Origin of the sequence: Pseudaestuariivita rosea (assembly GCF_017592335.1) — a bacterium.
Taxonomy (GTDB): domain Bacteria; phylum Pseudomonadota; class Alphaproteobacteria; order Rhodobacterales; family Rhodobacteraceae; genus Parasulfitobacter; species Parasulfitobacter rosea.
This window is the reverse complement of sequence record NZ_JACNMP010000014.1, coordinates 25,273-39,838: the sequence shown is the minus strand read 5'-3', so window position 1 is coordinate 39,838 and position 14,566 is coordinate 25,273. Positions and strand designations below refer to the sequence as shown.

The 14,566-nt window shown below is 58.4% G+C and carries 16 protein-coding genes; 12 read left to right on the top strand and 4 right to left on the bottom strand.

Annotated features, from left to right (window positions below):
- The first annotated feature begins 187 nt into the window (after positions 1-187).
- From rsfS to H7848_RS11100, 11 genes are all read left to right on the top strand, one after another.
- Complete coding sequence (gene rsfS, locus H7848_RS11150) at positions 188-550, top strand: ribosome silencing factor (RefSeq protein ID WP_419555507.1); 363 nt, start codon at positions 188-190, stop codon at positions 548-550.
- Positions 551-1,021, top strand: coding sequence for a 23S rRNA (pseudouridine(1915)-N(3))-methyltransferase RlmH (rlmH, locus tag H7848_RS11145; RefSeq protein ID WP_208351347.1), 471 nt, complete (start codon positions 551-553; stop codon positions 1,019-1,021).
- Between the two features lie 234 nt (positions 1,022-1,255).
- Positions 1,256-2,773: a 2,3-bisphosphoglycerate-independent phosphoglycerate mutase gene (gene gpmI / locus H7848_RS11140; protein WP_208351343.1), complete on the top strand. Its 1,518-nt coding sequence runs from the start codon at positions 1,256-1,258 to the stop codon at positions 2,771-2,773.
- On the top strand, positions 2,770-3,888 hold the full coding sequence (locus tag H7848_RS11135; RefSeq protein WP_208351340.1) for a murein hydrolase activator EnvC family protein: 1,119 nt from the start codon (positions 2,770-2,772) through the stop codon (positions 3,886-3,888). Before gpmI ends, H7848_RS11135 begins: the two co-directional genes overlap by 4 nt.
- Positions 3,889-3,891: 3 nt before the next feature.
- Positions 3,892-5,244, top strand: coding sequence for a S41 family peptidase (locus tag H7848_RS11130; protein ID WP_208351338.1), 1,353 nt, complete (start codon positions 3,892-3,894; stop codon positions 5,242-5,244).
- A gap of 57 nt (positions 5,245-5,301) precedes the next feature.
- Complete coding sequence (locus tag H7848_RS11125) at positions 5,302-5,712, top strand: DUF4864 domain-containing protein (RefSeq protein ID WP_208351335.1); 411 nt, start codon at positions 5,302-5,304, stop codon at positions 5,710-5,712.
- Between the two features lie 36 nt (positions 5,713-5,748).
- Positions 5,749-6,099: a low molecular weight protein tyrosine phosphatase family protein gene (locus tag H7848_RS11120; protein ID WP_208351332.1), complete on the top strand. Its 351-nt coding sequence runs from the start codon at positions 5,749-5,751 to the stop codon at positions 6,097-6,099.
- A gap of 180 nt (positions 6,100-6,279) precedes the next feature.
- On the top strand, positions 6,280-6,840 hold the full coding sequence (locus H7848_RS11115; protein ID WP_208351330.1) for an OmpA family protein: 561 nt from the start codon (positions 6,280-6,282) through the stop codon (positions 6,838-6,840).
- 172 nt (positions 6,841-7,012) lie between these two features.
- A complete protein-coding gene (purF, locus tag H7848_RS11110; RefSeq protein ID WP_208351500.1) occupies positions 7,013-8,470 on the top strand; it encodes an amidophosphoribosyltransferase in 1,458 nt (485 codons plus the stop codon).
- A gap of 414 nt (positions 8,471-8,884) precedes the next feature.
- Positions 8,885-9,214, top strand: a complete 330-nt coding sequence (locus H7848_RS11105) for a TfoX/Sxy family protein (protein WP_208351329.1) — start codon at positions 8,885-8,887, stop codon at positions 9,212-9,214.
- 18 nt (positions 9,215-9,232) lie between these two features.
- Positions 9,233-9,613 (top strand): DUF4112 domain-containing protein, encoded by a 381-nt coding sequence (locus tag H7848_RS11100; protein WP_237072704.1) that lies wholly within the window; start codon positions 9,233-9,235, stop codon positions 9,611-9,613.
- Here H7848_RS11100 and ndk read toward each other — a convergent pair.
- From ndk to H7848_RS11080, 4 genes are all read right to left on the bottom strand, one after another.
- Positions 9,610-10,032: a nucleoside-diphosphate kinase gene (gene ndk / locus H7848_RS11095; RefSeq protein ID WP_208351323.1), complete on the bottom strand. Its 423-nt coding sequence runs from the start codon at positions 10,030-10,032 to the stop codon at positions 9,610-9,612. The two genes, H7848_RS11100 and ndk, sit on opposite strands and share 4 nt — an antisense overlap.
- A 107-nt stretch (positions 10,033-10,139) precedes the next feature.
- Entirely contained in the window at positions 10,140-10,697 is a 558-nt protein-coding gene (locus tag H7848_RS11090; RefSeq protein ID WP_208351321.1) for a nuclear transport factor 2 family protein, read from the bottom strand.
- Between the two features lie 62 nt (positions 10,698-10,759).
- Positions 10,760-11,704: an alpha/beta hydrolase gene (locus H7848_RS11085; RefSeq protein ID WP_208351318.1), complete on the bottom strand. Its 945-nt coding sequence runs from the start codon at positions 11,702-11,704 to the stop codon at positions 10,760-10,762.
- A gap of 100 nt (positions 11,705-11,804) precedes the next feature.
- The gene (locus tag H7848_RS11080; RefSeq protein WP_208351315.1) at positions 11,805-12,563 is read right to left on the bottom strand and encodes a helix-turn-helix domain-containing protein; all 759 of its coding nucleotides are present in this window, start codon (positions 12,561-12,563) and stop codon (positions 11,805-11,807) included.
- Positions 12,564-12,712: 149 nt separating this feature from the next.
- Here H7848_RS11080 and H7848_RS11075 point away from each other — a divergent pair, with 149 nt between their 5' ends.
- On the top strand, positions 12,713-14,557 hold the full coding sequence (locus H7848_RS11075; protein ID WP_208351498.1) for an ABC-F family ATP-binding cassette domain-containing protein: 1,845 nt from the start codon (positions 12,713-12,715) through the stop codon (positions 14,555-14,557).
- The last annotated feature ends 9 nt before the right edge of the window (positions 14,558-14,566 follow it).

The window sequence follows — 14,566 nt, the reverse complement described above, 5'->3', positions numbered from 1 at the left end:
GTTTTACGTACCTGGCCATCGATTTAAGCCCAACAAAAACTAATCAGACGCGCATATTGTGATAATGTTCATCTGATGCTATTTTATGTATATGCTCAGCGCCGGGGCTCTGACGGCGTTTTATTTGGAGGACGATGAACTGTCTCTTACCCCGCAAGCGGCCGGTGCCGCTGAAACGGCCAGCATAGTGGCGGGCCAGATGGATATGACAAGCGAAGCGTTGCTGTCAGCAATCCTTAAATCCCTTGAAGATGACAAAGCGGAAGACGTTGTGCAGATCGATCTGCGTGGCAAATCCGAAATCGCAGATTACATGGTCATTGCCTCGGGTCGTTCGACCCGTCAGGTGGCCGCGATGTCCGAAAAGCTGGTCGATCGACTGAAACAGGAGCATGGGCGTTTGTGCAAGGTCGAGGGCAAAGATGCCGGCGACTGGGTACTGATCGACACGGGCGATGTGATTGTCCATGTGTTCCGGCCCGAGGTACGCGAGTTCTATCAGCTGGAAAAGATGTGGCTTAGCCCGTCGGAACATAGCAAACAGGGCTGAATGAAGGTCCATTTGTGCGTTGTGGGTCGGCTAAGGGCCGGCCCCGAAAAGGACCTGGTTGACGATTATCTTTCGCGCTTTGACAAAATCGGGCGCGCCTTGGCCCTTAGGCCTGTTCAGGTGCACGAGGTGGAAGATAAAAAAGGCGGCGGCAAACAGGCCGAAGCTGACCTGCTAAGCCGGGTTATTCCGGATGGTGCGTGGATATGCGCCCTGGATGAGCGCGGAACGCTGATGACATCCCCCGATTTCGCAAAGCAAATCGCCCGCGTTCGGGACGATGGTCAAAGCGATCTGGCGTTTCTGATCGGTGGTGCGGATGGTTTATCACCGGACCTAAGAGGGCAAGCGCATCTGAGTTTGTCGTTCGGCAAGATGGTCTGGCCCCATATGCTGGTGCGCGTCATGCTGGCCGAACAGCTTTATCGCGCGGCGTCAATCCTGTCGGGCAGCCCTTATCATCGTGTCTAGCACTCAAATTGCGCACGCTGACGCGTGCATTTCTTCTGGCACTTCGTGCGTGGTGGGGCTTTGCCCCGACGCCTTCGGCGAGAGTATTTGAACCAAGAAGAAGGCACGACGTACACTCGCCCCCTTCTTCTTGGCAAAAATACTCATAATTGGATGGATCAGTTACGTGCGGTGGCCCCCTTCACGTCGCTGATGTTCCGCGATAAAGGGAACAGCAGATAAGGAGCAGCAGACATGACCACGCCAAAACCTGTCGTTCTTTGCATTCTTGATGGCTGGGGTCTGTGCGATGATACGACCGCAAATGCACCCGCTTTGGCCGATACGCCGAATTTCGATCGGATCATGTCGGACTGCCCCCACGCGCAGTTGACCACCCATGGGCCTGATGTGGGTTTGCCGTCGGGACAGATGGGGAATTCGGAAGTCGGCCACACCAACATCGGTGCGGGTCGCGTTGTGGCGATGGACCTGGGGCAGATTGATCTGGCGATTGAGGATGGCTCGTTCTTCGAAAAAGATGCTTTGCAGGATTTTATCGATGCGGTGAAATCTGCGGGCGGCACGGCCCATCTGATGGGGGTCGTATCAGATGGCGGAGTGCACGGGCATCTGGATCATATCGTTGCAGCGGCGAAGGCGATTACCGGCGCCGATGTTCCGGTCGCCATTCATGCAATCACGGATGGGCGGGATGTGGCGCCCAAATCTGCGGACGGTTTCATTGCTGAACTGCAAGACAAGCTGCCCGATAACGCAGGCATTGTGACAGTCACAGGTCGTTACTTCGCGATGGACCGGGACAATCGGTGGGACCGGGTTCAGAAGGCCTATGATGCCATCACGCACGCCACAGGCGGCAGTGCAACGACAGCGGCTGAGGCGGTCGATCAGGCCTATGCCCGCGATGAGACGGATGAATTCATCGCAGCCACCGTGATTGGCGATTATGCGGGTATCCGTGATGGTGACGGCTTCTTTTGCCTGAACTTCCGCGCCGACCGCGCGCGCGAATTGATGCGCGCCATGGGTGAGCTAGAGTTTGCCGAGTTCGAAATCGCACCCCGTCCCAGTCTTTCGGCGCTTTTGGGCATGGTTGAGTATTCCGACGCCCACAGCGCCTATATGAAGACTGTTTTCCCCAAGCGGCATCTGGAAAATACCCTTGGCGCCTGGGTGGCCAATCACGGGCTGAAACAGTTCCGTCTGGCAGAAACCGAAAAATACCCTCATGTGACCTTCTTTCTGAACGGCGGTAAGGAAGATCCGGAAGAGGGCGAAGATCGTTCCATGCCGCCGTCGCCCAAGGTGGCGACCTATGATCTGCAGCCGGAAATGTCGGCGCCCGAAGTCACCGACAAATTCGTTGAGGCGATCGAGGCGGGATATGACCTGATCGTCACGAATTATGCCAACCCGGATATGGTCGGCCACACCGGCGATCTAGGGGCGGCGATCAAGGCTTGTGTGGCGGTCGATCATGGTCTGGGGCGGGTATTGCAGGCGCTGGAAAAGGCCGGTGGCGCGATGATTGTGACGGCCGACCATGGCAACTGCGAAACCATGGTTGATCCGGAAACCGGGGGGCCGCACACCGCGCATACCTTGAACCCCGTGCCAGTTGTTTTGGTCGGCGGGCCAAAGGGCGCGAAACTGACCGACGGGCGCCTGTCTGATCTTGCGCCGACCCTTCTGGCGTTGATGAACTTGCCGCAACCTGATGAAATGACCGGGAAAAGCCTGATCACATGATCCTGCGCGCCACTGCATTTCTTTGTGCCTTGATTGCAGCACCAGCCATGGCGGACCCCGCCCAACAGGCCGAGACAGCGGCAAAGATGCTGTCAGATGCAGCGATTGCTTTGGAAAACGCAGAGGGTGCGCGCGACCGGATCGCCGCCCTGACCCAAACCGTTCAGGCCTATGAGGCAGGATTGGCCGCGATGCGCGACAGTCTGCGTGAAGTCACCCTGCAGCAACAGGCCCTGCGATTGAAACTTGATGCCTCGGAACAGGAATTATCCGATCTGCTGACCGTCATGCAAAAGATGGGACAGGTGCGGGGGCCGGTTGGTCTGCTTCACCCATCGGGGCCAAAAGATACCGCCCGGGCAGGTATGCTTTTGTCCGCACTGGCCCCGCATGTGCAGACGCAGGCAGAGATGCTGCGCGACGATCTGGTTCAGATTGAAACACTGCGCGCACTGCAAGATGATGCCGTCAAAAGCCTGCAGTCGGGCCTGGGTCAGGTCCAGACGGCGCGCACGGCATTGGCGCAAGCCGCGGCAAACCGGTCCGATCTGCCCAGCCGCTTTGCCGAAGACCCGGTGCGCACGGCGATTCTGCTGGATGCCAGTGAAACCCTGTCGGCCTTTTCCAGCGGGCTGATATCGGGTACCGAAGACGACACCACCCTGCCCCGTTTTGCCGAATTGCAAGGCACGCTGAACTTACCGGTTCAGGGGCGCATTCGGCGTGTTTTCAATGAAGCGGATGCCGCGGGCGTCGCCCGTCCCGGGTGGCTGATCGAGACACAGCCAGCCGCGCTTGTCGTCACACCGGTCGCGGCGACCATCCGCTATAATGGGCCTTTGCTGACCTATGGCACTGTCGTCATTCTGGAACCGGCCGCTGACAGTTTGCTGATCCTGACCGGGCTGGATCAGACATTTGGCAGCATGGGTGACGTGCTGCCAGCGGGGGCGCCGGTGGGCCTGATGGGCGGCACGCCTGCGTCAGATCGCGCGAATTTGACCCAAATCGCAGAAGTCGGTAGCGTCAATCGTTTAGAAACGCTTTATATAGAGGTTAGACACAACCAAACTCCGGTCGATCCGGCGCTATGGTTTCAAGTGATAGAGGAATAGGGCATGAAGAAGTTTTTTATGGCAGCCGCGATTGGAACGATCGCCGGTGCGGTCTGGACCACGCAGATCGCAGGCCCGCTTTTGGCACAGGAAACGCAGGAAACCGTCAACGTCTACGAACAGCTTGATCTGTTTGGTGACATCTTTGAACGCATCCGCGGTCAGTATGTCGAGGAAGTCGATGAAAAAGAACTGATTGAAGCTGCGATCAACGGCATGCTGACCTCGCTTGATCCCCATTCCAGCTATCTGTCACCCGAAGATGCCGCCGCCATGCGTGTGCAGACCCGTGGTGAATTCGGCGGCTTGGGCATCGAAGTCACGCAGGAAGAGGGCTTTGTGAAGGTCGTTTCCCCCATCGATGGCACCCCGGCCGATGCAGCCGGTGTCGAAGCCGGTGACTTTATCACCCATGTCGATGGCGAAAGCGTTCTGGGTCTGACCTTGGACGAGGCCGTCGATATGATGCGCGGCCCGGTCGGGTCTGAAATCTCGATTACCGTCGTGCGCGAAGGCGAGGCTGAGCCGTTTGACATCACCATCGTCCGCGACACCATCAAACTGACCGCCGTGCGCACCCGGACCGAAGGACAAACGGTTGTGTTACGGGTGACGACCTTTAATGACCAGACCTATACCAACCTTGAATCCGGTCTGAAAGAACAGGTCGACGCCGCAGGTGGTATTGAAAACGTCAACGGTTTCGTACTGGATCTGCGCAACAATCCCGGCGGTCTGCTGACGCAGGCAATCCGGGTATCGGATGCGTTTCTTGACAAGGGCGAAATCGTCTCGACCCGCAGCCGTAACCCTGCGGATGGTGACAGGTTCAATGCAACACCCGGCGATCTGACCGAAGGCAAACCGATTGTCGTTCTGATCAACGGCGGGTCTGCCTCGGCCTCGGAAATCGTGGCCGGTGCGTTGCAGGATCATCGACGTGCGATTGTCATCGGCACCAAAAGCTTCGGCAAGGGATCGGTCCAAAGCGTTGTGCCTCTGCGCGGCGACGGGGCCATGCGTCTGACGACTGCACGCTATTACACACCATCGGGTCGTTCGATCCAGGCGCTTGGCATTTCGCCCGACATCATCGTCAACCAGCCACCCCGCGTGCCTGAAACGGACGAGGAAGAAACAGATGCCTTCAGCCGGTCGGAAGCTGACTTGCGCGGTCGCCTGGACAACGACAGCCTGACCGAAGACCAGCGTCGCCAGATCGAGGAAGAACGCGCCCGCGCGGAAGAGGCCGCCAAACTGCGGGATGAGGATTATCAACTGGCCTATGCCATTGATATTCTGAAAGGTCTGTCCGCCCTTGGCCCGGCTGCCGCTCAACTGACGATGCAGCAGTAATCCGGTTTGACACGGGCCATCCGGTCGCTATCCTTTGACCAAAGAAGGAGGCACCGGATGGCCCGTTTTCTATTTGTAATCTCAGTTTTACTTTGCATGGTTCTGCCTGTCGGCGCACATCACGAACCCCAGGCTGATATTCAGGCCACGATCGATAACCAGATCGCGGCCTTCAGGGCCGATGATTTCGAAACTGCTTTCACCTACGCCAGTCCTGGCATTCAACAGATTTTCCGCACGCCTGAAAACTTCGGCACGATGGTCCGGCAAGGCTATCCAATGGTCTGGCGCCCTGAAGACGTGCGCTTTCTGGAACTGCGCGAAGTCGCGGGCAATCTGTGGCAAAGGGTTCAGGTCACCGACGCCGCCGGGCGCGTTCACACACTGGACTATCAGATGATCCAGACCGATGAGGGCTGGAAAATCAACGGCGTCCAGCTGTTGCAGACCCCGGATGTTGGTACCTGACTGCTGTAGGTCGGATCATTCTTGACGCCGAACCGCTTGAATCTGCTTTTTATCTGCAGCCGAAATCAATGGCGCAGCCCCACCGCTGAACGCATATGGCGCCGCGACAATACGGTTGCCGTCAGATCAGCCGGTACCAGCCGCAATGCCCGTAAACACGTCACATTTGCAGACATTGAGTGGGCAGATCTGATCATGGTGATGGAAGAAAAACACAAATCGCGCCTTATAGCCCAGTTTCGCGCGGCCATTCGGCATAAATCCATCCATGTGTTGGATATTCCTGATGATTATGGGTTTATGGATCCTGAACTGGTTGAACTTCTAACAAGCGCCCTTGAACCGATCGTTTCTGCAGCGCAGGTGAAACACGACAGCCGAATATGACATCACGGTAGCATCTTATCCGACAAGCCAGTTCTACAAATATGTCAGGCCCGACACGCGCTTATGATAAACCGTTTCAATCCTAAAACATTTCTGACATCGATATGACAACCTGTCATTTCCCCTGTGATCGGATGGGGGATAACGCTGTTCTTGCCAAACCAAGAACGGAGATCCTGAATGACACCCCGCATATCCCTAATCGCGCTGACCGCCGCCTTGATATCCACTGCAGCCTTTGCCCAGGATGCCGCTGATCCGGCGACCTCGGACAGCATGGCCAAGCCCGAAACCATGGAAAAATCCACTGACGCCCCAAACCTGGAAGACATCGCCGCGTCAGACCCCGCGTTGGCCATGCGCAAGGGCGAAGATGGCGAAGCTGACGCAATGGTTATGCTGTCGGACGTCCTGTTTGACTTCGGAACAGCCGACCTGAACCCGTCCGCAGTGGAAACCCTGAAAACAGTGTCAGACAAACTGGCCAAGGTCGAAACTCTTGAGATCAAGGGCCACACCGATGCAATCGGCAGCGACGCCTATAATCAGGCCCTGGGTCAGCAGCGCGCCGAAATCGTACGCGCCTGGATTGTTGAAAACAGCGATATGACCGCTGACAAGATTATCGCAACCGGCGTGGGTGCAGCAGAACCGATTGCCGCAAACGCCCATGACGACGGCAGCGACAATCCAAACGGTCGAGCACAGAACCGCCGGGTTGAGTTCGTTTTGCCCAACTAAACCTGCAGATCATTCGGGCCGGGCACAATCCGGCCCAACGCCTGCCGCGCTGCAACATGCCACAGCATTTTATGGCAAGAAACATGATAGTTTCGTGACACCGGGGATCAAAGCCCCTAAGTAAAAACGCATCAGACAACCGGATTCGGAGCTGCCAGCCTTGTCCAATACAATGCCCCCCGCCCATCCCTTTGATGATGACAAACTGAAAGAGGAATGCGGGATCTTCGGCGTGATCGGCCTAAGCGATGCTGCGAATTTCGTGGCCCTTGGTCTGCACGCTTTGCAGCATCGCGGCCAAGAGGCAGGCGGGATCGTCGCCCATGATCCTGAACAGGGCTTCAACTCGGTCCGCAGGTTTGGCTATGTGCGTGATAACTTCACCGATGAAAGCGTGATGCAAACGCTGCCCGGTGCCCTGGCCATCGGACATGTCCGCTATTCGACCGCCGGGTCCAAGGGGCAGACGGCCATCCGTGATGTTCAGCCCTTTTTCGGCGAATTTTCCATGGGCGGTGCTGCGATTGCGCATAACGGCAACATCACCAACGCCAATTCCCTGCGGCGCGAGTTGATTGATCGCGGGTCGATCTTTCAGTCTTCATCCGACAGCGAATGTATCATCCACCTGATGGCGCGGTCCATGGGGCGCAGCATCCCCGACCGGATGGAGGAAGCCCTGCGCAAGGTCGAAGGTGCCTTTTCTGTCGTCGCGATGACCCGCACCAAACTGATCGGCGTGCGCGACCCCCTTGGGGTGCGTCCCTTGGTGCTGGGTCAGGTGGGCGATGGCTGGGTGCTTAGCTCCGAAACCTGTGCGCTGGACATCATCGGGGCGCGCTTTATCCGTGAAATCGAACCGGGCGAGATGGTGGTGATCAATGACAAGGGCGTGCAAAGCCATTTCCCCTTCCGCCCTGCCAAATCGCGGTTCTGCATCTTTGAACACGTCTATTTTTCCCGCCCCGACAGTATTCTGGGCGGACGATCTGTCTATGAAACCCGCCGCCAGATCGGTGTGGAATTGGCCAAGGAAGCCCCGGTCGACGCCGATCTGGTCTGCCCGGTCCCAGACAGTGGCACGCCGGCGGCCATCGGGTTCAGCCAGGAAAGCGGCATTCCCTATGCTATGGGTATCATCCGAAATCAGTATATGGGCCGCACTTTTATTGAGCCGACCGAGCAGATCCGAAACATGGGCGTGCGGCTGAAACTGAACGTCAACCGCGCCCTGATCGAAGGCAAGCGTGTGATCCTGGTCGATGACAGCGTGGTGCGCGGCACGACCAGTCGCAAGATCAAGGAAATGATACTGGATGCAGGCGCGGCCGAGGTGCACTTCCGCATCGCTAGCCCCCCCACCGCATGGCCCTGTTTTTACGGGGTCGACACGCCCCAACGCGAAAAACTGCTGGCCGCCACGATGAGCGAAGAGGAAATGCGCAACCATCTGGCCGTTGATAGCCTGCGATTTATATCCCTGGATGGTCTTTATCGCGCAGTGGGTGAAGCCGGTGGCCGCGACCCCAAGGCCCCGGCCTATTGTGACGCGTGTTTTTCGGGCGAATACCCTGTAGAACCGGCCGATATGCTGGAACAGGGCTTTCAGCTGAAAACAGCCGCAGAGTGATCCAAATGAGACGCGCTGGCGCGCGTCACGTCTTTATCTCGGGGCCTGAACGGCCCCTCGGGTTTGCCTCCGGCGGGAGTATTTTTGGAACAATAATGACGGTTACTGGTCTGACAGCGCCCAAAAGAAGCTAAGGGACAGCAGGACGAAAGTGGTGGCAAGGATCATTTTTCATCCCTCTTTTGAGTAGGTTCGGTTGACAGATTCTGATTGGGGCGTGGACGTACTTGGTTCTTTGTGCATTTGATTGTCAGGTCCCCGATAAACGTTCGCAAAAAATGCTTTGATGCCGTTAAGCTGGGCCTATCGCGGCGGACGCGCCGTTTATGTTTTGCAAACCTTTAGTATTTGCCCAACACTGTCAGCCGTCATAGGCTGTGTTCACATGTTGAGTAACGGATTTACCGCCACGTCATGACCGCCATCAGCAGCATTCGAAATCTGGGTCCGGCCTATGAACGGGATTGTGCGAAGGCGGGTATTCACTCGGCGGAGGAATTGCGCGACATAGGCGCGGATGAGGCCTATCGCCGCCTGTTGAAATCCGGAGTTCAGCCGCATTTTATCGGGTATTATGTTCTGGTCATGGCGCTGCAGGGCAGGCCTTGGAATGACTGTAAGGGGGCCGAGAAAAAGCAGCTGCGCCAACGGTTTGACGCCATCAAGGCCGATGCCCGACCCACCCCCGCAACCGAGCTGGAGCGGATACTGAACACCATCGGCGTCATTGAAAAACGAAATTAAATCAACATTTTGGATAGTATGGACAAAGAGATTGCAAAGCTTGAACGTCTGGCCAACACGATGGACAACATCGTGCGCGTGCCGGGCACGAACATCCGCATTGGTCTGGACAGTATCGCGGGGCTTGTCCCGGTTCTGGGCGATAGTGCGGCCCTTATTCCCGCAGGCTATATTGTTTTTAAATCCAAGCAGTTAGGGGTGTCAAACCACACCACCGGGCGCATGCTTTTCAATATCCTGGTCGATGTTGTGATCGGCAGCGTTCCGTTGGTCGGGGATATCTTCGACATCGGCTGGAACGCGAACCTGCGCAACGTCGCATTGCTGAAAGAGGATATTCAAAAAAAGGCCGCCCTGGCATCGGATGATCGGACGACCCTTGAGGTCGAAAAGGTTTAACCGACCAGTTCGAGGCCCGAGAAGAAGTAGGCGATTTCAACTGCAGCGGTTTCAGGCGAGTCCGATCCGTGGACCGAGTTTTCGCCGACGCTTTCGGCAAATTCCGCGCGGATTGTGCCAGGTGCGGCGTCCGCGGGGTTTGTGGCGCCCATGACTTCGCGGTTTTTGGCAATGGCGCCTTCGCCTTCCAGAACCTGCGCCACAATCGGGCCAGATGCCATGAATTCGCACAGCTCATCGTAGAAGGGGCGTTCGGCGTGGACGGCATAGAAAACGCCGGCTTGCTCTTTTGTCAGGTGAATACGCTTTTGGGCGATGATACGCAGACCGGCGTCTTCGAATTTCGCGTTGATCTTGCCCGTCAGGTTCCGCTTGGTGGCGTCAGGCTTGATGATGCTGAAGGTGCGTTCTAGGGCCATTTGTCTCTCCTTGGGATAGATTTGTGGCGCGCTTAACATGCGGTTTGCGAAAGGAAAAGGGGCATCGGTGTTTTACCCGATCCCCCTTGACCCAATGGACGTCACACTCAGTTTCCAGGCGTGTTGCGCACAAAGGGATTGCCTCGTTCCGCCGTGGCGGTGAAGGTCATGCCCGACACTTTCCACTGATCGTCTTCGCGGGTGAACTGGTGCTCATAGGTGCCCCAGACCTCCCACAGGGGGTCGCTGCCGTTTTCGGGCAATGCACCCCGCTCCATCCGGTTCCAGGCGTAGCCGTGCGACAGCATGACGGCGCTGTTATCCCCGGTGAAGGTGATGCGATGATTGCCGCGCAGATGGAACGAGGTCTTCTCGGCCGTCAGATTGCCGGACCATCCCGTGATCAGACCATCGGCGGGAATGGTGGCCGGATCGCCGCCCACATGCGATGTGAAATCGACCGTGATCTGATCGGTGAAAAAGCTGCGCGCCAGGGGCCAGTCTTTGGCATCGACAGCGGCGTCAATGGCATCGGCAATCCGGATCATTTCGGCGTGATCGACCAGTGTTTCTTGCGTGATCGATTCACCTTCGAAGATTTGCGCCGGGGCGGCAAATGGCAGGGCAAGGGCAAAGGCGGTGGCTAGGGCGAAAAGCGGTTTCATGGTGGTCTCCTTATCTATGGGGTGTTCCGAGGCCCCGGCGCGCGGGCCGGGGCTGCGCAGGATCAGGATTGGGTGCGGAAGTGGTTGGCCATCGTGTTAGCCGCGCGCTCGACATCTTCGGGGTTGTCGTAGAAGTCGAACTGGCTGACGCCCTCTAACCACTGCAGGGTCGCGTCACCGGCGTAGCCGTCCAGGAATCTGCGAACGCCTTGGGGGATCGCCGCGGCCTCGGAATGGACAATCGCCAGGGGCTTGTCCAACCGATCGGCATGATCTGCGGGGTGATACGTCAGCCAGCCTTCCCAAGACATCTGGTTCCACTGGTTATCATATTCCGAGATCGCACCGCGGGCGGGGTCGTAGTAGTAGCCACCGATCGGCATCAGCACGCCCTCGGCGCCTTCTGGTCCGGCGGCGGGTATGATCTGGCCGCCCTCGGCCGCAGCTGTGCGCGATACGTCGATCAGACCGTTCACGCCATCGGAGCCACCATAGACGGCGTCGACGATTTCATTGTTTTGCAGCCAGGGGGCCACCAGGCCGACGCTTTGAACCAGCGGATTGCCCGCAACCGCATCGACCATATATCCGGCCGAGGCACAGATACCCAAACCACTGATCTGCGCCGCATCCACCTCGGGCAATGTCGCAACAAAGCCGATGGCCGCGCGGATATCGCTGATCTTGGCCTGTGGGTCTTCCTTGAAGCGGACCTGGTTTTCCAGATCGCCCGACTTGCCCCAGCCCCGGAAATCAAAGGTGAAAGCGGCAAAGCCCCGTTCGGCCATTTCCACGGCATAGGTGCGCGGCATCTGTTCTTCGACACTGGTCCAGGCGCCGGTGACGATCACGGTGGGCAGCGGGGTGCCATCGTGACCTTCTGGCAGATAGAGCGTTCCAGACAGAGTGCTGCCCTGATTTTCGAACGTGACAGTGCGGGTTTGCACATCGGCCAAAGCAGTCGTGGCCAGAAGGCAGGCGGCGGTGGTCAAAGCAAGCGTTTTCATGTCAATCTCCATCGGTTTTTGTTTCGATGGACCAAAGATGGCATCCCGCGCCCCGCCTAACAGGCGCGATTCTTGTCATGCACTATGCGTTTTTTGGGATTTACCCGTCGCGCCAGGCAGCCGGCGTCGCCTTGAACTGGCGTTTGAAGTGCCGGCCAAAGCGGCTGATGTCGTTATAGCCCACGCGGTAGGCAATCTGGGCCACAGTCAACCGGCTGGTCCGTAACAGGACCGAGGCGCGGGTCAGGCGTTCGCCAATCACATATTGCAGGGGCGATTTGCCGGTGGCGGCTTTGAAGGCCTTGGCGAAATGCGTGGGGCTCATCGCGGCGATGCCCGCCAGATCCTCCAGGCCAAGGTTCTGATCCAGATGCGCCTCGATATAGTCGATGACCCGCTGCAACCGCCGGTCTTCGATCTGTGCACTGACGGGCGACTGCGGGCGCAGCGTCTGCACAATCTGCGCCGCCATGGCCCGCTGCATCGTCTGCCTGTAGAGCGTATCTGCCCCATCCAGCGCACCTACATTCATGGCCATGGTTAACAGCAGCGGATCGATATCCCCAACAACCGGGCGGATGGCGCCGGCATCCTGCAATCCAAACTCATCCAGAACATCGGACGAAACGGTGACCATAACCACATCCAGCGGTTTGTCATATTCACACAGCCCCTCACTGCCCGCGGGCATAATCCACCCCTGGTTCTGTCTTAACGGCAGAACCTGACTGCGGTCGGACCCGTGGGACAGTCGGTGTTCCGGTTGATCGGTCAGAAAAACACCCAAAGTCAGGGACGGCAAAGCAAACGCGCCGCCACCGGCGGGAAGGGAAGACTGGTGCGCTGTGATCTCTGCCATAGGGGTCAGATAGGTGTGCGAGGCTGGGTTTCCAATCAGGGGGCGTTGCCCCCTCGCGCCTGATGGCGCTCACCCCCAGAGTATTTTCACCAAGAAGAAGGGGGGTGCTGCGATTGACACTGCGTTTTGGATCGGTCAGCAGTGCGGGCATGTTGAAGATATCTGAGATAAGCTATGCCGTTGAGGGCCGCCCTTTGTTCGACGGGGCCAGCGCCTTTATTCCGACAGGTCACAAGGTGGGCCTGGTGGGACCGAATGGGGCGGGCAAGACAACCCTGTTCCGGCTGATCCGCGGTGAGTTGACGCTTGAGGGCGGCAGCATCACCCTGCCCGCCAAGGCGCGCATTGGTGGTGTCGCACAAGAGGTACCGGGGTCCGAGGTATCGCTGATCGACACGGTTCTGGCCGCCGATACCGAACGCGCCGCATTGCTGGCCGAGGCCGACACAGCAACCGACCCCGCCCGCATCGCCGATATTCAGACGCGCCTTGCCGACATTGACGCCTGGTCGGCCGAGGCCCGCGCGGCCGCGATCCTGAAGGGGCTGGGGTTTGACGACGCCGAACAACGGATGCCCTGTTCGGCCTTCTCTGGCGGCTGGCGGATGCGTGTGGCGCTGGCCGCCGTTCTATTTTCCGCCCCTGATCTGCTGCTGCTGGACGAACCGACCAACTATCTGGACCTGGAAGGCGCGGTCTGGCTGGAAACCTATCTGGCCCGCTATCCGCACACCGTTCTGATCATCAGCCACGACCGCGGCTTGCTGAACCGCGCCGTGGGCAGCATCCTGCATCTGGAAAATCGGCAACTGACGCTGTACCAGGGCCCCTATGATCAGTTTGCCCGCCAGCGCGCCGAACAGCGCGCGGTGCAGGCCGCCATGGCGAAAAAGCAGGACGCGCGCCGTGCCCATCTGCAAAGCTTTGTCGACCGTTTCAAAGCCAAGGCCAGCAAGGCGAAACAGGCCCAATCCCGCGTCAAGATGCTTGAGAAAATGACACCGATCGCTGCCCCCGAAGAACAGGCGCGCCGCGTTTTCACCTTTCCTGACCCAGAAGAACTGCCACCGCCCATCATCAATGTCGAAGGCGCCAGCGTGGGCTATGGCGACATCATCGTCCTGAAACAGCTGAACCTGCGGATCGATCAGGACGATCGGATCGCGCTTTTGGGCAAGAACGGTCAAGGCAAATCCACGCTGTCGAAACTGCTGTCCGGCCGGTTGGAGACCCGTGACGGCCGCATGGTGCAGTCGAGCAAACTGCGCATCGGCTATTTCGCCCAGCATCAGGTGGATGAGCTGCATATCGACGAAACGCCCTTGCAGCATCTGCAGCGCGAACGCCCCGACACGGCCCAGTCGAAACTGCGCGCGCAGCTTGCGGGCTTTGGGCTGGGGCCGGATCAGGCGGAAACCGTGGTGGCGCGCCTGTCGGGCGGGCAAAAGGCGCGGCTGTCGCTGCTGCTGGCCACGCTGGATGCGCCGCATCTGCTGATCCTCGACGAACCGACAAACCACCTGGATATCGAGTCGCGTGAGGCGCTGGTTGAGGCGTTGACGGCCTATTCCGGCGCCGTCATCCTGGTCAGCCACGATATGCACCTTTTGGGGCTTGTGGCCGACCGGCTGTGGCTGGTCAAAGACGGCGCGGTGACGCCCTATCAGGACGATCTTGAGGCCTATCGCAAGATGCTGCTTGGCGCGGACAAACCTGCGAAAACGGCTGAGAAGCCCAAACCCAAACGCGCCAGCCGTGATCAGGTGATGGCCCTGCGATCCGAGGTCCGCAAATGCGAGGCGCGCGTCGAAAAGTTGAACGAAATGCGCGATAAACTGGCCACCAAACTGGCCGACCCCGCCCTTTATGAAGAGGGCAAGGCGGGCGAGGCCGACGTCTGGCAAAGAAAATACGCCGAAGTCATGGAGGGGCTGGACCGCGCCGAGGCCTTGTGGATAGCCGCGTTGGAAAAGCTGGAAACGGCTGAGGCCTAAGGGACAATG